Source organism: Synechococcus sp. H70.2, from assembly GCF_047462275.1.
In the GTDB taxonomy this organism is placed as follows: Bacteria; Cyanobacteriota; Cyanobacteriia; order Thermostichales; family Thermostichaceae; genus Thermostichus.
In genome coordinates this window covers 93060-108118 of sequence record NZ_JANSIU010000004.1, presented here as the reverse complement: position 1 = coordinate 108118, position 15059 = coordinate 93060, and the positions used below count along the sequence as shown (strand labels likewise).

14 protein-coding genes are annotated in these 15059 nt (G+C 61.6%); 5 read left to right on the top strand and 9 right to left on the bottom strand.

The genetic code is table 11. The annotated features are described in order from the left end of the window. Nucleotides 1-94: 94 nt before the first annotated feature. Nucleotides 95-838, top strand: coding sequence for a response regulator (locus NW822_RS05515; RefSeq protein WP_414403781.1), 744 nt, complete (start codon nucleotides 95-97; stop codon nucleotides 836-838). Here NW822_RS05515 and NW822_RS05510 read toward each other — a convergent pair. From NW822_RS05510 to NW822_RS05500, 3 genes are all read right to left on the bottom strand, one after another. Then, a complete protein-coding gene (locus NW822_RS05510) occupies nucleotides 835-2172 on the bottom strand; it encodes a CCA tRNA nucleotidyltransferase (protein ID WP_414403780.1) in 1338 nt (445 codons plus the stop codon). The genes NW822_RS05515 and NW822_RS05510 overlap by 4 nt on opposite strands. A 98-nt stretch (nucleotides 2173-2270) precedes the next feature. After that, nucleotides 2271-3293, bottom strand: a complete 1023-nt coding sequence (gene hemH, locus NW822_RS05505; RefSeq protein WP_414403779.1) for a ferrochelatase — start codon at nucleotides 3291-3293, stop codon at nucleotides 2271-2273. Nucleotides 3294-3422: 129 nt separating this feature from the next. Beyond that, nucleotides 3423-3887 carry a hypothetical protein gene (locus NW822_RS05500; RefSeq protein ID WP_414403778.1) on the bottom strand — a complete coding sequence of 155 codons (465 nt, stop codon included), beginning with the start codon at nucleotides 3885-3887 and terminating at the stop codon, nucleotides 3423-3425. Between the two features lie 189 nt (nucleotides 3888-4076). Here NW822_RS05500 and NW822_RS05495 point away from each other — a divergent pair, with 189 nt between their 5' ends. Together NW822_RS05495 and NW822_RS05490 are read left to right on the top strand one after the other, a co-directional pair. Continuing rightward, nucleotides 4077-4568 carry a Tic20 family protein gene (locus NW822_RS05495; RefSeq protein WP_414403777.1) on the top strand — a complete coding sequence of 164 codons (492 nt, stop codon included), beginning with the start codon at nucleotides 4077-4079 and terminating at the stop codon, nucleotides 4566-4568. A gap of 195 nt (nucleotides 4569-4763) precedes the next feature. Then, on the top strand, nucleotides 4764-6560 hold the full coding sequence (locus tag NW822_RS05490) for a hypothetical protein (RefSeq protein ID WP_414403776.1): 1797 nt from the start codon (nucleotides 4764-4766) through the stop codon (nucleotides 6558-6560). 263 nt (nucleotides 6561-6823) lie between these two features. Here the strand turns inward: NW822_RS05490 and NW822_RS05485 are convergent, their stop codons facing one another. The 6 genes from NW822_RS05485 to NW822_RS05460 all read right to left on the bottom strand — a co-directional run bounded on the left by NW822_RS05485 (nucleotide 6824) and on the right by NW822_RS05460 (nucleotide 12784). Next, nucleotides 6824-8659 (bottom strand): glycosyltransferase family 39 protein, encoded by a 1836-nt coding sequence (locus NW822_RS05485; RefSeq protein ID WP_414403775.1) that lies wholly within the window; start codon nucleotides 8657-8659, stop codon nucleotides 6824-6826. Nucleotides 8660-8724: 65 nt separating this feature from the next. Continuing rightward, the gene (locus NW822_RS05480; RefSeq protein WP_414403774.1) at nucleotides 8725-8982 is read right to left on the bottom strand and encodes a DUF6761 family protein; all 258 of its coding nucleotides are present in this window, start codon (nucleotides 8980-8982) and stop codon (nucleotides 8725-8727) included. Between the two features lie 74 nt (nucleotides 8983-9056). Further along, nucleotides 9057-10688 carry a CocE/NonD family hydrolase gene (locus NW822_RS05475; protein ID WP_414403773.1) on the bottom strand — a complete coding sequence of 544 codons (1632 nt, stop codon included), beginning with the start codon at nucleotides 10686-10688 and terminating at the stop codon, nucleotides 9057-9059. 8 nt (nucleotides 10689-10696) lie between these two features. Continuing rightward, nucleotides 10697-11197 (bottom strand): 3-hydroxyacyl-ACP dehydratase FabZ, encoded by a 501-nt coding sequence (fabZ, locus tag NW822_RS05470; RefSeq protein ID WP_414362511.1) that lies wholly within the window; start codon nucleotides 11195-11197, stop codon nucleotides 10697-10699. A gap of 127 nt (nucleotides 11198-11324) precedes the next feature. Next, complete coding sequence (gene lpxC, locus NW822_RS05465) at nucleotides 11325-12236, bottom strand: UDP-3-O-acyl-N-acetylglucosamine deacetylase (protein ID WP_414403772.1); 912 nt, start codon at nucleotides 12234-12236, stop codon at nucleotides 11325-11327. Between the two features lie 14 nt (nucleotides 12237-12250). Continuing rightward, nucleotides 12251-12784: a hypothetical protein gene (locus NW822_RS05460; protein WP_414403771.1), complete on the bottom strand. Its 534-nt coding sequence runs from the start codon at nucleotides 12782-12784 to the stop codon at nucleotides 12251-12253. A gap of 58 nt (nucleotides 12785-12842) precedes the next feature. Here NW822_RS05460 and NW822_RS05455 point away from each other — a divergent pair, with 58 nt between their 5' ends. Further along, entirely contained in the window at nucleotides 12843-13646 is an 804-nt protein-coding gene (locus NW822_RS05455) for an RNA methyltransferase (protein WP_414403770.1), read from the top strand. Nucleotides 13647-14188: 542 nt separating this feature from the next. Then, on the top strand, nucleotides 14189-14938 hold the full coding sequence (locus tag NW822_RS05450) for a HEAT repeat domain-containing protein (protein WP_414362515.1): 750 nt from the start codon (nucleotides 14189-14191) through the stop codon (nucleotides 14936-14938). Nucleotides 14939-15059 lie beyond the last annotated feature (121 nt).

Sequence of the window (15059 nt, the reverse complement as noted above, 5' to 3'; positions counted from 1 at the left end):
TTTCTTCCCTCTATTGGCCGGCCTGGCAAGTTTGATATCCTAGCCAGCGGCTGCTGATGACTTTTCCCTGTGAGCAAGCGAGGCGGAGTTTGCCATGCAAGCAACCCTTTCCATGACCAGTCACCTTTCCCACCCTATGGAAGCTTCCCCCCTCTCGGAGACCCTGCTGGTGGTGGAGGATGAGGATGCCATCCGAGAAACGGTTGCCCTTGCCCTTGAAGAACAGGGGTACCGAGTTTTGCAAGCAGCGGATGGTCGAGAAGCGCTAGAGCTGGTGCATACAGCTGAGCGGCTGGACTTGATGATCCTCGATCTAATGCTGCCCAGTTTGAATGGCTTGGATCTATGCCGTCTGTTGCGTAGGGAGGGTAACACCCTCCCCATTTTGATGCTGACAGCCAAAAGCAGCGAGGCCGACCGGGTGATGGGCCTGGAGCTGGGGGCCGACGACTACCTAACTAAGCCTTTTGGAATGCGGGAGCTCATTGCCCGCTGTCGCTCCGTGTTGCGCCGTCGGCAGCAGGCCTACGCCAGCGAGGCCACGGTGCTCCGCTACGGGGATATTTGCATGTTTACCCAGGAGTGCCGGGTGTTGGTGCGGGGGGTGGAGGTGAGTCTCTCGCCCAAGGAGTTTCGCCTGTTGGAGCTGTTCATGTCCAATCCCCGCCGCGTTTGGACGCGGGAACAGCTTCTAGAGCGGGTTTGGGGATCCGACTTCATGGGTGACAGCAAAACTGTGGATGTCCACATCCGCTGGCTGCGGGAAAAGCTGGAGGTGGATCCCAGTAACCCCGAGTATTTGGTAACGGTGCGCGGCTTTGGCTATCGCTTTGGCTAGGGTTGGGAGCTTCTCTCGCGCCAGCGGCGGGCAAAGGAAAGGGCCTCGGCACGGGTTTGGATCTGACCCGAAGCTTGGGCTTCCTGGAGATCTTGCAACAACTGACCTACCCAGGGACCGGGCCGACCGCCTAAGGTGTGCAGCAGGTCGCGGCCATCCAGGAGGGGCACCAGATGGGCCAGGGGATCCTGGGGATCTTCGTAGCGCTGGAGCCAGGGCTCTATCTTTTGGGGGCTGCTACTGGTGGCGGCTGCCAGGAGGGCCAGGCCGCCAAAGAGGGATCCCGCCTGGTGATAGAGCCGCCACTGTTGGCTGGGTGGGGGGGAGTGGGTTAGGAGGGGCTGGAACTGGGGCAGAAGCTGGTGCAGTTTTTGAATGGCCCGCATCTCTGCCCGGCTGAAACGCAGCCGTTCCAGCTCCGCTTCCACTGTCTCGGCGGGGGTGCCCGCCGGATCCCACAGTAGGGCTGCCACCACCGTTGCCAAGAGGGCGCTGCGCCGATCCGCCAAAGGCTGGGCCAGCTCCGCCAGCGTGCGGGGGTACTGGAGCTGCCAGATCTCAGCCCATTGCCACACTGCCTGAGCCTGGGCAAAGCCGCAGCTCTGGGGCGTTAGGCGGGGCAGCCAAGCCACCAGCAACCCTGCCGCCACCGCTGCCTGCAGCTGGGCCAGGCCCGGGATGCGGGTCTCCAAGAGGGCCACCACCTCGGTCCGTACCCGCTCTGCTGCCACCCTGGCCAAGAGGGAAGCCCGCTGGCCAATCGCCTCTGCCGTGGCTGGATCCAGCACAAACCCCAGCTGAGCTGCCTGGCGATAGGCCCGCAACAGCCGCACTGGATCGGCGCTGAGGTTGTCGGGGTGAACCATACGCAGGCACCCTTGCTCAATGTCTGCCCGACCGCCCGTAGGATCCAACAGTTGCCCCTCTTGCAGCGCCAGGGCGAGGGCGTTGCAGGTGAAGTCCCGCTGGCGCAGATCCGCCTCTGGCGTGGGGCCCACCTGCAGGGCTACGTCCACCGTCGCCGCCGTGGGAGGAGAAGCCCTTCCTTGGCCCAGCACAATGCGGGCAATCTGTCGCTCCGCATCCAGCACCACAAAGCCAGCCTTCAGCCGCCGTGCCACCCCCGCCGCCCACCCCACGGGATCGGCTGGACACATTAAGTCCAGATCCAACGGCCCCTTGGGGTCGCTAGGCTGGCCCCGCAGCCAAGCTAGGTAGGCATCCCGCAGGGATCCCCCCACCCAGTAGCTCCCCTGGGGCAGCCACTCTTTGGGAAAGGGCAGCCGTTGGTAGAAATAGTCCAGCAGCCACTCGGTCAGCAGGGCTTTGCTCATCGATTGGGTAGAGCGGGGAAACTTCCCGAAGGATTATCCCTAGGCTGCACAAAAACAAGCAATTACTTTGGGGGATCTAGCCCTTGCTGGCCCAGAGATCACTCCAGTAGCGAGCTGCCCACTGCCGCCGGCACAAGCGCAGGTGTTGGAGGGAGCAAATGGGGCCGCACCAGCGCCACCAGGCCAGCAATAAACAGGGGGTCGGCATTCAGCGCTGGCACGCGGCGAAACTCGCGGATCCCAGCCTGGTGGGCCAGCTCCCGATACTCAATGTCGATTTCCTGGAGGGTTTCGATGTGCTCCGACACGAAGCTAATTGGCACCACTAGGAGTTGCCTTACCCCCTGCGCGGCCAGTTCCGGGATCACCGTCTCGGTGTAGGGCTGCAGCCAGCGCACGGAGCCCACTCGGCTTTGATAGGAGAGGGTGTAGCGATTGGGGCGCCCAACTTCGCGCCAGATGAGCTGGACACAGGCTTCCATCTCCTGCTGGTAGGGATCCCCGGCCTGGGTAACATAGCTTTCGGGAATGCCGTGGGCGCTAAAGAGCACGTGAACGCTTGCTGGATCTGCAAACGCATCCAACTGCTGCCGGATGGCCCTAGCCATGGCCTGGACATACTGGGGCTGATCATACCAAGAGCAGATCTGGCGGCGCTCGATGCGGGCCAGCTCCGGATCCTCAGCCCAGAGGCGATCCAGCAGCTTGAAGCTGGAGCCAGTCGTGCTGATGGAATACTGCGGGTACAGGGGCAGCACCACCAGGCGGGTGATCCCATCTAACTTGATCTGCTGCACCACCGACTCAATAAGCGGGTGCCAGTAGCGCATGGCTACATACACCGGCACATCGTAGCCCTCCGCCACCAGCTGTGCCTGTAGCTCTTGCGCCTGCGCAGCGGTGATGCGCCGTAAAGGGGATCCCCCCCCAATAGCCGCGTAGTTGCGCCGGGATTTGGGCGCCCGCAGCGTGGAGATGGCCCAGGCAAACACTCTCTGGAGAAAGGGAAAGGGCAGACGGATTAGTTCCGGATCGGCAAAGAGGTTGTAAAGAAAGGGCTGCACATCCGCCTGGGTCTCTGGCCCCCCCAAGTTCAGCAGGAGCACGCCGCTTTTGGACATAACAAGCTCGATGACCTTCCTTATCCACTCTAGGAGGTCTTGTCCCCCAGCGGGAACTTTCTCAACTTTCCCTTGGCTCCTGCCCCCCACCTGGGGATCCCGTCCCCCTCCACCGCTGCTTAGGCCGGCCTAGAACGCTTGGCCGCGGTAAACTCTCTGCAAGGCCGGCGCGACCCCATAGCAATCGACATCGGCCAGGCTCAACTTCAAGCGAAGTGTATTGAGCAGCCTCTGGTAGGAGGGCACAAAAGCCGTTTTGGCAATGGCTGGGGCAGCAACGGAGGGATCCCGAGCTGGGGCAGCCGTCTCTAGCGGGCAGCCCCGGTAGCGGAGCAGACCAGACCTATAAGCCGAGTACCCACCTTGGCCGGGATCCACCGTCAGGCCGCGAAACTGGATCGCCCCTGGACGCGAGGCTTGTCGGTAGCGCAGATAACGCCCCCAAAGCTGGGCCAGCCCCTCTGGCAAAGCCTCAGGCCGAACGTGGAAGCGCTCCGGTAACAGGCGGTCATTGAGAAAGCCGATGAGCCCAGACCAAACTAGCCAGAGGAAAGCTCCCACAAGGCGGGCAACAGGAAAGGAGGAGATCTTCATAGTCAAAGCCGAAAAGGTGAGGGGGGAGGGAATTGCCAGCAATTATACCAGCCCCGATGAAGGAGGATGCTCATCCTGAACACTTGCCCACTGACCGTTCTGCTACAATGGGCCCAAGGCTTGGGTGTTGCTGTTGGATCCCGGGAGCGCACCGACCCGCAAACTTCACCTCAATGAGCAGCTAAGACTATGACCTGGCGCGGCAACATCACCCCCCTGGATCGGCTGTGGGGATCCCTTCCCTATCTTTTGCCGTTGGTAGCGGCTCTCCCCTTCGGCTTTGTGCCCTCTGGCTTGTTTCAATCTCTGCCAAGTTTGATCCCCATTTTTAGTCCGCTGCTGCGTTTGCTGCCTCTAGCCACCGGCTGGCTGGGGGTGGGGTTGTTTTTTGCCCTCCTCTTTTTCGTAATCCGCAACAGCCGCATCGCCCACTTTGTTCGCTTCAACACCATGCAGGCACTGTTGCTCAACATAGCCCTGTTTCTGGTGCAGGTGCTGATGCAGGTGTTTGCTATGCTCTTTGGCAGCCTGGGTCTAGTGGAAGTGAGCAGCATTCTGGCCAACACTGCCCTTCTGGGAGTGATTGCTGTCACTCTCTACGCTTGGGTACAGAACCTGCGCGGCCACTATGCGGAGGTGCCAGTGCTCTCTGAGGCGGCCTACGCTTGGCTTCGCTATTAATTCCTGGCAAAAAAGCCGTCCGTTGGGCCAACGCCTGGCAGCAAGGGCAGAAACTGCCCTGCCGCCTGGGGCTATCGAAAACATTCGCCTGGTACGCAAGCAAGTATGGGAGAGGGGGCGGGCCTTTGGAGCGGGAGAGCTTGGCCCGGTGAGAGGGTAAAAGCGTTGCGCCAAGCGCGACTGCTGGTTGGGCTTGTGCTGCTGACTGGCGTGCTGGCCCTGCTCTGGCCGATGCTGCAGCGGGGCTATCCCATCACTCATTCCACTCACTTTAACCTCAGCTGGGCCTTTCAGTATCAGCGCCAATTTTTCGGCGGGCAGCTTTACCCCCGCTGGCTGGAGTATTCCAACTTCGGCTACGGCAACCCCACCTTTGCCTTCTATCCGCCCCTGTGTATGGTGGCCACTTTGCCCTTTCGAGCCCTGGGGCTGGATATGCTCGGCTCTTTGGTGGCCAGCATGGGCCTAGCGATGGCGGTCTTGGGGCTGGGGCTATACCTTCTGCTGCGGCAGGTACTTCCTTGGGCTTTGGCGTTGGTCTTGGCCCTCCTGAGCATGGCCGGCCCCTACTGGCTGGTGGATATCTACCAAAGGGGAGCCATAGGGGAAGTGTGGGCCATTGCCCTCTCCCCCTGGGTTTTCTGGGCCTCGCTGCAGACAATCTGCCAGTTGCAGGCCCTTTGGCCGGTTGCGGCTTTGGCCCTGAGCTATGGCCTGCTGGCGCTGTCCCACCTGCCCACCTTGCTGGTGTTTACCCTGATTTGGCTACCTCTGCCTTGGGTGGTGGGGGGAAGGGATCCCTTCTGGCCCAGGGTGGGGCGCTGCTACCTGGGGTTTGGGCTGGGGCTAGGGTGGACGGCGTTTTATCTGCTGCCAGCCTTTTGGGATCAGCGGCATGTCCAGGTGGATTTTGTCAACTTTGCCGACGAGTATACACCCCACCATCGCCTGATGGTGAGCGGGCTCATGCAGCTGCAGCCGCGCTGGACAGAGCACTGGTTTGAGAGCAACCTGGTGGGGTACTGGGTTTGGATGGCGGCGGTTCTAGGGGGGGTTGGGATCCTGGTCTTTCTGGAGTGGCTAGCCCGCCGGTCGGGGAGGAGTTTCCCATCCCAGGAAAGTGGCGCTGCCGAATCTCTTGCCAGAGCCACCCTGCTCTACAGCTTGGGGGCTAGCCTGGTGGCGCTGCTGATGATGACGGATCTGCTGGCTTGGCTCTACGAGTGGGTTTTGCCCCTGCGGCGGATTCAGTTCTCCTGGCGCTGGATGGCGGTAACGGCGGTAACCTTGCCTTGGCTAGTGGGATCTTTAGCTAGCTGGGGGTGGGGGCACAAGCGCCTGCGGCTCCCTTTGCTGGTGGGGCTCGGCCTGGCCATGGCAGTCCAAACCTGGCAGGGCTTGCAACTGGTGTCCAAAGCCGGCTTTGATCCGCCGCTTGTCCAAACTTTTCAAGAACTCGCTGCAGCCAAGCAGTTCCCCAACGAGCCCCAGGAGCGACCGGGCATTGCTTTCTTGCACCTGCACTGGCGCTTTCCCGATGGGCTGGCACTGGTGGATGCACTGGAATACCGGCCCCGCCAGGCGACGTTGCCTATGCCGCCGCCGCAGGTGGATCCGCTGGTGCAGTGGCAAGGCAGGGTGGAAGATCCGGCGGCGCGGCTCCAGGTGGAAGAGTGGCGCTATGGCTACCGTCGCTTTCGGGCGCTTAACCCCACCTCCCAAGAGCAATCCGTAGTCTTGCGCACGTTTTACTACCCCGCCTGGAGGGTACAAATCGATGGACGGTTCAGAGCGGCTGAACACAACGAGACGGGCCTGTTGCAGGTGCGCATCCCGCCGGGGGAGCATCGCGTGGAGGTGCGCTACCTGGGCACGGCGGCGGACTGGCTGGGCTGGATCTTGACCGGCGTGGCAGGAGTGCTGCTGGTGGAGCTGCGGCGGCTGCTCCGTCGGTTGGGGTTGAGGACAAGAGAGGAGGCAACACCATCTTGAGTCGCGTGGCTAATTCCCTCTCCTGGCTCAACGTGGAGCGGGCCGAGAACAGCAGCCGTTCTAGGGGATCGGGGCAGGCAGCAGGGTCACCCGCTCGCTACCGCCGTTGGGATCCCGATCAAGAGGTGAAGCAGTTGCGCCGCCACGCCGAGCACTATTTTCGAGGGCCCTGCGGGTCAGCCTGCCGGGATGGATGTAGAGCAACCCCTCTCCCCAATCCCCGAGGGTGGCACAAGAAGGCAACGACAATGGCTATAGCTGGCTCAAAGCCCAGGCAAAGGATCGGCCACCTCAAATGCCCACAGCCCCCGCTCAGCCGGGATCCGATGCAACTGTCCCCGGGGAAAGCGCCGCTGCAGCGCTGCCCCTTGCTGATTCCATACCTCCTCGTTTAGGAACAGGGTAAATGGCGGCTGTAGATCTTGGGTGGGCAACGTCTCGGGGGAAAAGACCTGCACCTCCTGTCCCGAGCCGGCAAAAAACTGGATCCAACTCTGCCAATAGATGGGCTCTCCCCAACTGAAATAGGGGTAGGCGGCGCTGGCAGCCAAGTAGAAGCGGTAGTCGGGATCCCCTTGTCGAGCTGCCACGTAGCGCCCGGTGGCTCCCACATCATTGCCCTGGGTCCAGCCTTTGCGGACAAAGTCGCCAAAGATCGCCAAGTTCCATCCGCCAATCAACAGCATCGCCCCCGCCATCGCCACTGCCGGCAGCCACTTCCTCCTTGGGGATCCCCAACGCTCCAGGAGACCGGCCACTGCCTGGATCCCTTCCAGAGTTAGGTAGGCTACAAAGGGCAGGATTACCAGCAGGCGGGTGTAGTTGGGGGCTTTGGTGATGGCCAAGCTAAAGAGCAGGTAAAGAAACAGGAAACTGCCCATACAAAGCCAGTCGTGGGGCTGGCTGCGCCCTCTAAGGAGGCGGTAGAGCCCGGATCCCAGCCCCAGCCAGATCAAAACCCCCGTCAGCGGATCCACAAAGGCATGGCCGTAGTTAGGGTAGATGTAGCCTCGGTCGTGCTGGCTAGGATCGTTGAACATGCTTAGGCCGTTGCGGAGGTTGCGCCACACCGCCTCTGCCGGCGTAGCCGCATTGACCCACATCTGCTGCAGCGCCCGCCCTTCCGGGAAAAAGAGAAATTGCTGGCGGGCATACTCGGCGCTTTCTGGGGGAGCAGTGGCAGTGGCCACCAGAATGGGCGCAGCCACCAGGAAAAACCCCAGCGCCGCCGGCACGGTTAGCTTGGCCAAAGTCCAGAAGGGGTTAACCTGCTTATCCCCTCCTTGCAGCTCCTCCCGGCCCAGGAGCAGGTAGAGGCCGCCAAACAGCAACCCCAGCAGGATCACCACCCGCCCCGGCAGATAGCCGTAAAGGGAGAAACCCGCCGCCCCTCCCCCCAAATACAAAAGCAGGGGGTTTTTTTCCCGCACGCCCTTTAAGAGCAAGGCTAGCGCTGCACACTCCACCAGCACAATCAGATTCTCCCGCATCGCCATGCGGCTGATGCCTAACAAGGCGTGGTTGGATCCCAGGAGGGCCGCTCCTGCCAAGGCCAGCCGGGGGTTCCAGAACGACCGAAAAAACCCATAGGCCACCAGAATGGTGACAACCCCGAAGGCGGCATGCATAGTGCGCACATTGACCAGGGTGACTCCCCCCATCAGCCGCGTCAGGCCGCCAAAGAGGCTGAACAGGAAGCGGGGGAAATAGAAATACTCCGGCATCAGCCCAAAGATATCGGGGTAGCGCACCCCTGAGGCCCGCCGTGCCATGGAGGTGATGACAATCTCGTCGGTGTTGATTTGAAAAGGGATGTTGGCCAGGTCGTAGAGGTAGATGGGGGCAAAAACCAGCGCCAATAGCCCCAGGTGCAGCAACTCCTGACGCCAGCGCAGCCGCGTCGGATCCCAGGGGGGCCGAGCCGGGGGAAACTGGGCTACATACAGCCCCACCAGTAGGATGCTCAGCAGCCAGATACCCATCTGCAGGACGTGGTAGCCAAACACCCCGTACCAGAGGGTCAGGGCTATTCCCAAGCCTAGGCCAGATCCCAGCAGAGCCGGGCGCCGGGAGGTTGCCAGGGTATCCCAAACTGCCATAGGACTGGAATAGCCTACTAGCCGCCTACCGCTGCTTGATCCCTCCTCCTTCTCAAAGCCAGTCCCTAGCCGTGCATCGGCTCCTTCTCCAGCTCCCGTTCCGGCTCCCTGAAGTTGGACGGATCGTAGAGGAAGCGGTTGACCTCATCCTCAAGGCGGTAGATCTCAAAGGGCTCCAATTGTTTTCCAGCTCGCAAGGCCAGCAGGTAACCGTCCACCAACAGCCGTAGCTCATCAGCGCGCTGATAGCCGCGATGCCAACTGTCCACCAGCGCGTCGGTTAGAGCTTGATAGTGCCGGATTAGCTTTGGGTCTTGCAACATGGTGCTTCCGTGCCCCACCTGTTCCCATCCTAGCGTTTGTTTGTAAGCAGAGATTGCAGTAGTATTAGAAGGCTTTAGCTTTCCTCAAGAATAGGCAGGCTCAACCGCGAAGGTGTGTTGCCGCCGCTGTGAAGAGTAAGGGTGAGAATGCGGGCTTCACTCTGCCGCTCCTCCCGTAGGCCTGTGCCTGGGTTAACAGGGTAGGCGGGGAAACAGGCTGCGCTGAGGCTAAGGCGCAGGGCGTGGCCGCGGGGAATGCGGATGCAGGTGGGCTGACAGGGGATTGAAATGGGAGCCTCGGGCTGGGGATCCCGCAGACGGCGGTAGCCCTGGGAAAAGTTGTACACCTGGCCGTCCGGCCTGACCACGGAGAGCACGGCACAGAGATCAAAGCTGGGGCTGTCGGCTTCGACGTAGAGCTCTGCCGTGATGTCCCCCGCCAGCAGGAGGTCGGTTTCCAGAGAGGGAGTGGTGTAGGTGAGAACATCAGTGCGGCAGTCGAGGGCAGAGCGCTCTTGCGGCCCGGCAGGATAAACCAGGTGACCCCCCAGCGCTGGCACCGGTCGCCAGGGATCGTGAACAAAAGTATCCGACTGCTGCCTCGGCGGGGGTTCTGGGCGGAGGGATCCCTCGAACTCAGAAAGGGCAGCCAGGCCAGTGCTGTGCAGGTAAAAAGCTTTTGGCTCTGGGTTGGGCCAGGCCTCTAAGCTGCGCCAGCGGTTGGCTCCCATCTCGAATAGGCGCACCGGCAGCTCCTGGAGGATCCCGGTGTCCTTGCCTTTGAGGAACTGGTCAAACCAGCGCACCTGCAGCCGATCGATGGGGCTGACGGCCTCGGGGCCAAAGTCCAGCGCTCCTACCTTGCGCCCCCACGGCAGGTGGGCCCAGGGCCCCACAACCAGGTACTGAGGGTTGCGGCTGCGGGCACTCATCTCCTTGTAGAGGCGCAGGCTGCCACTCAGGTAGCTGTCAAACCAGCCGCCAATGTGCAACATCGGCAGATCCACCGCCTCTAGTCGGGGGGAGAGCTGGCGCCAGTAGTCGTCGGGCTCGCTGTGCTCCAGCCAGTCGAAGTAGTAGGACTGGGGCGCGTATTGCTGCAGCACGCCCGGCTTGAGGGGGATGGGATCGTAGAGGGGCAAGTTGCGGGAGGCTTTGAAGAGGGCCTGGTAAGCGTTGGCCTCTCCCCGCCGGCGGGCTCCCTCAGCTTCCAGTTGCAGCGCCCAGCTGAGGTTGTTGGAGAAGGCAAAGGCTCCCCCCGGGTAGGCGGCATCGGCGTAGAGATCGTAGGGCAACATCGCCGGGCAGATGGTTTTCAAAGCGCTGGGACGGCTGGAGGCGGCATAGAGTTGGGTCATGCCCTGGTAAGAAAAGCCGTACATGCCCACCACACCGTTGCTCCCTGGCAACGTAGCCGCCCAGTTGACCGCGTCGAACCCATCTTCGGCTTCCTGGCGAAAAGGGTAGAAGGAGCCCTTGGAGGTGCCCCGTCCCCGCACATCCTGGATGACCACGATGTAGCCGTGGGCCGCATACCAGCGCGGATGGGCGTACACCACCGTCGAGGCAATGGCCCGCCCGTAGGGCTGCCGCATGAGCAAAACCGGGTAGCTCCCCCCGCCTTCTGGGCGATAGACATCCGCATCCAGTTGGATCCCGTCGCGGGTCAACATGGAAACGGTTTCCCGGGGACGCACAGGCAGCATGGTTTCACTCAATCCACTAGGGAAAACATCAGCTCGCCTTCAGTAACCAATTGCCCCCCCACCTGGGCCCGGCAGAACATCTTGCCAATGCGTTTTTGCCGGATGGTGAGTAGATCAGCCGACAGCAGCAGCTGATCCCCGGGTAAGACAGGGCGGCGAAAGCGAACCCCATCGATGCCGGCAAAAAGAGCCAGACGCCCCGCTGCATCCGGCAGCTTGGTTAGGACGATCCCTCCCACCTGAGCCATGGCCTCAACGATGAGAACACCGGGCATGATGGGGCGATTGGGGAAATGTCCCTGGAAAAAAGGCTCATTGAAGGTGACGTTTTTAAGGCCCACTGCCCGCTGCCCCGGGAGATACTCCACAACGCGATCCACCAGCAAGAAGGGATAGCGGTGGGGCAGAATCTCCAGGATCTGCTCCGTGGTGAAAACGGGGGGAGCGGCTGCCAACTGAGCCGCTACTTCAGCCGAGAGAGGGGGAGGAGGAGAGACATCGGAGGACATGGCAGACCCACAGAGCCGGAAGACAAACCTCAAAGCCTGGAGGGGAGAGAGGATCCAAGCTGCACCGAGCTAGCCTAGTCGCACGATAGCGGGCAGTGCAACTTTCTGCAAGCAGCTGGGTTTCCCCTCAAGCTGGCGGGGGAGAGGTCACCCTGGCGTGGCAAACCAGATCCCTTTCTAGCTCTTGTCCTGAGTCTGACTGAATCCGCAGGGATCCACTTCTTAGCAACTGCTCGGCCAGACGGTGGTGCAGGGAATGGCCCGCCTTGTAGGCCACGATGTGCCCCCGCAGGCGGCAGCCCAACAGGCTGAGATCTCCTAGTAAATCTATCAGCTTGTGGCGCACTGGCTCATCGGGGTAGCGCAGGGGGCCCAGCCACTCGGTTGCATTACAGACAATGGCGTTTTCCAGGCTGCCACCTTGGATCAGCCCCTGGTGGCGGGCTAGCTCCGCATCCTGTTGGCGGGAAAAAGTGCGCGCCGGGGCGATGGAGTGGACAAAATCCGCTCTGTCTTCCCGCCAGCTTAGCCACTGTTGGCCGATGGGGGAGTTGGCAAACTCGATGCCATAGGTGAAGCGGGCTTCGGGGTGGGGCAGAGCGCTAACAAAAGCCTCCCCTGCCCAGACGGTAACTGGCTCTTGAACCACGCCCACTAGGGCCGGCTGCTCCTGGGCCAGGATCCCGGCTTGAACAATCGCCTCCACAAAGGGGAGCGCGGAGCCATCCAGGATCGGCAGCTCCGGTCCTTCTACCTCAATGCGGCAGTTGTCGATGCCCAGAACGTAAAGAGCAGCCAGGAGGTGTTCCACCGTCTGCACCTGAGCAGATCCCTGCTGTAGGCGGGTGCAGAGGGCAGCAGGAGCCAGGGATCCCAACTGGGCAGGGATGGGAGGGGAACCTGGCTGGTCCACCCGCACAAAGACTCGACCGCTGCTGGCAGGGGCTGGGCGGAGGTTACAGCGAACCGGCAGGCCACTGTGCAGGCCAATGCCTTCTAGGGAAATAGAGCTGGCCAAGGTGCGCTGGTGACTTCTCATGGCGCTCCTCACAACTACCGCAGACGCTCCTGGCCCTGGTCGAAAACACGGTAGTACAGCTCCCGGTAGCCCACGCGCAGGTTACTGCTGGCATCTGCCAATCTGGCCTTGCGACTGCGAGTGCCGTAGGCGCTGAACACCTCGTAGGTATCTCCCTCGAAGAAGAAGGAGGAGACATCGGACACCTCTTCGCCCCCCAGCAACTGCCACCGTCCGCCCTGAAATCGCAGCCGGTAGCGGGCCTTGTCCAAGCTGCCAGAGGGACGGTCAAGGGTGGCCTCGATCTTGCCTTCGTACTGCGGTGGCTCGACTCCTGCTATGGGCCGCACCTCGACGGAGATATCGCGGTAGCGGCAATTGGAACGGTTGCAGAGGCGAATTGAGTGCATGGCTTCAGCAATGGCTTCCAAGCGCTGTCGCGCCTCCGCTAGGGAAACCCACTGGGCTGGCTCTGGGCTCTCCTGGGCAGCCAGCCCCGCCGATCCCCAGCAAAACCCTAGCAGCACAAGACACAGCAGGCATAGCCAGCAGCGGTAAACAGATCCCATAGGCCCAGTTGTGGCAGGATCTAGTTCCTCTACTTTAGAGGATTCGTAGCTCCAAGCAATGCAGACACCCTCCCACCGGCTTCAGGAGCGATTGGCCCAGGTGCGGATTGTGCTGGTGCGGCCAGCAGGACCGCGCAACCTCGGCGCCATTGCCCGCGTAATGAAGAACATGGGCCTGCAGCAGTGGGTCTTGGTAGATCCCCGCTGCGACCCCCTTGATCCCGAAGCAGTTACCATGGCCGTGCACGGCGCCGACTTACTCTGCCAAGCCCGGCAGGTGCCAACCCTAGCCGAGGCCCTCCAGGGGTGTGTGCAGGTATTCGGGACAGTAGGCCGTCGCGAGCCCTACCCCCCTGAGTGGCAAATTCAATCTCCTCGCCAAGCCTTTCCCGATCTCCTCGCCGCTGGTCCCGCGGCCTTGGTGTTCGGCCCCGAAGATCGCGGCTTGAGCAACGAAGAGCTGGCCCTCTGCCATCGCCAGATCCAGATCCCTACCGATCCGGCCTACCCTTCCCTCAACTTGGCCCAGGCGGTAGGCATTTGTTGCTACGAGCTGCGTACCCTCCTTTGTCCAGAGCCAGTGCTTCCAGCTGGACCTGGGCTCTCAAAGCCAGCTCCTTTCGAGCTGCTAGAGGGCTTTTTCGGCCAGCTCGAGGCGCTGCTGCTGCAAATTGGCTATCTGTACCCCCACACTGCCCGCCGCAAGATGCTCAAGCTGCGCGCCCTCTTTCACCGCACCGGCCTGACTGTGTCCGAGGTGGCCCTACTGCGCGGGATCCTGCGACAGCTCGAGTGGAGCCAAAAATCCTCTCCTCGAGACCCCCCGAAGGAGGATCCCCACCTTGCTAAGGGCAGATCTTAGCTGCTGGGGGTGGGTGCCCCTCAGGGCCGGGATCCAGACACCCCCCTAAGAGAGGGTAGGTTGGTCTCGGCTGTCTAGTCCAGTTCCTGTCTCTGCGCGTAGAGGGACTGCCAGATCCCGTTGCAGCAAGAAGGCCGCACTCTTGGCCTGAGGGCGGGAGGATGTTACATGTACTCCTGGACTTGGCTCCCTTGGTGAACTGGTGAGGCTGCCAGGGATCTGATGGCTGCATTTCCTGGCCAAACGATAACCCAAAGGCCAGGGGGGCAAGCAGGACCCTCCAGCTGCTCTTTTGGCAGGGAAATAAGGAATTGCCACTCCTTGCGGGCTACGTAGGATTCTGCCACCTCTGAACCAATAAGGTTGCAACTTGCGAAGATGGGTGGCGAGGGGCAAAAGCTTTTGTTATCCTGGCGCTTAAGTTCTCCTGTGGCCAGGGGGAAAGCGGCAAACTTTCCCTGACCCTGGATGCGACCAGGGATCCCTGGATCGCGGTCTCAGGCAGGCTTTTGCTGGCAGGATCGGAGAGAGGAAGGGATCCAATGTTGACGTGGCTCTGGACACAACACTTTTCTCGCCTGAGCCAGAGGCTGCAAAGCTTGGAGGCGACTCGCGAAGAAAACCTTCTGTCTCCTGATCTCAGCGCCCAAACCCTGCAGGTAGCCCCTGACTTTTGGGAGCGGCAGCACCAGGCTTTTGCCTACGTGGATAAGCAGATGCGCAAGCTCAGCCGTCGCAGCAAAATCTGGGGCAGCCTGGCGCTGCTAGCGGTTTTGGCCGATGCGGCTTTAGTGGTTGCCGGCCTAACCCTGTTCCAGTCTTGGCAACAGCTGCGGGCTGACCAAAGTCTTGCCCGCATTGCTGAACAGGCAGTGGCTGCCGATCCAGTGCAGCAGGCTTTTGACAACCTGTTGGCTCAACTGCCCCACTTGAACGGGATAGAGCGGTATCGTGCTCTGGAGGCGCTGCAGGCTCTCTCGGCCATTGCTTCGACAGGTCAGGGTTCTTCTTCTGGATACTACGCTGGGCCCCCTAGCCTAGCGGCAACTCCCCTGGAAGCTCAAGTGCAAACCATTCACCGCCTGGGGCAGATGCGGGCACTTGAGGCGGTGCCGGCTCTGCTCACTAAGCTTTCGGATAGGGAGCCGGCAGTGCGGGAGGCGGCAGCTCGTGCCCTTGGTCAGATTGGGGATCCGCGCGCCCTTCAACCTTTGCATGATCTCCTAGCCCATGAGACTGACGAGCTGGTTCAGGAGGCAGCCATTGCCTCCATTGCCCAACTGCTGCGGTAAAACGGGCGGATGGGGGAGCGGGGATGAAAAGCTTTAGGTTTGGCAAAGTGGCCAAGCTGGTGGGAATCCTGTGCTGGGTGGGGGGGGCGGGTGGGGGGGGGGGGGGGGGGGGGGGGGGGGG

Bases quoted from the DNA above. Each gene is read 5' to 3' on its own strand.
- NW822_RS05515 (WP_414403781.1), top strand. From the start codon at position 95: ATGCAAGCAACCCTTTCCATGACCAGTCACCTTTCCCACCCTATGGAA.
- NW822_RS05510 (WP_414403780.1), bottom strand. From the start codon at position 2,172: ATGAGCAAAGCCCTGCTGACCGAGTGGCTGCTGGACTATTTCTACCAA.
- hemH (WP_414403779.1), bottom strand. From the start codon at position 3,293: ATGTCCAAAAGCGGCGTGCTCCTGCTGAACTTGGGGGGGCCAGAGACC.
- NW822_RS05500 (WP_414403778.1), bottom strand. From the start codon at position 3,887: ATGAAGATCTCCTCCTTTCCTGTTGCCCGCCTTGTGGGAGCTTTCCTC.
- NW822_RS05495 (WP_414403777.1), top strand. From the start codon at position 4,077: ATGACCTGGCGCGGCAACATCACCCCCCTGGATCGGCTGTGGGGATCC.
- NW822_RS05485 (WP_414403775.1), bottom strand. From the start codon at position 8,659: ATGGCAGTTTGGGATACCCTGGCAACCTCCCGGCGCCCGGCTCTGCTG.
- NW822_RS05480 (WP_414403774.1), bottom strand. From the start codon at position 8,982: ATGTTGCAAGACCCAAAGCTAATCCGGCACTATCAAGCTCTAACCGAC.
- NW822_RS05475 (WP_414403773.1), bottom strand. From the start codon at position 10,688: ATGCTGCCTGTGCGTCCCCGGGAAACCGTTTCCATGTTGACCCGCGAC.
- fabZ (WP_414362511.1), bottom strand. From the start codon at position 11,197: ATGTCCTCCGATGTCTCTCCTCCTCCCCCTCTCTCGGCTGAAGTAGCG.
- lpxC (WP_414403772.1), bottom strand. From the start codon at position 12,236: ATGAGAAGTCACCAGCGCACCTTGGCCAGCTCTATTTCCCTAGAAGGC.
- NW822_RS05460 (WP_414403771.1), bottom strand. From the start codon at position 12,784: ATGGGATCTGTTTACCGCTGCTGGCTATGCCTGCTGTGTCTTGTGCTG.
- NW822_RS05455 (WP_414403770.1), top strand. From the start codon at position 12,843: ATGCAGACACCCTCCCACCGGCTTCAGGAGCGATTGGCCCAGGTGCGG.
- NW822_RS05450 (WP_414362515.1), top strand. From the start codon at position 14,189: ATGTTGACGTGGCTCTGGACACAACACTTTTCTCGCCTGAGCCAGAGG.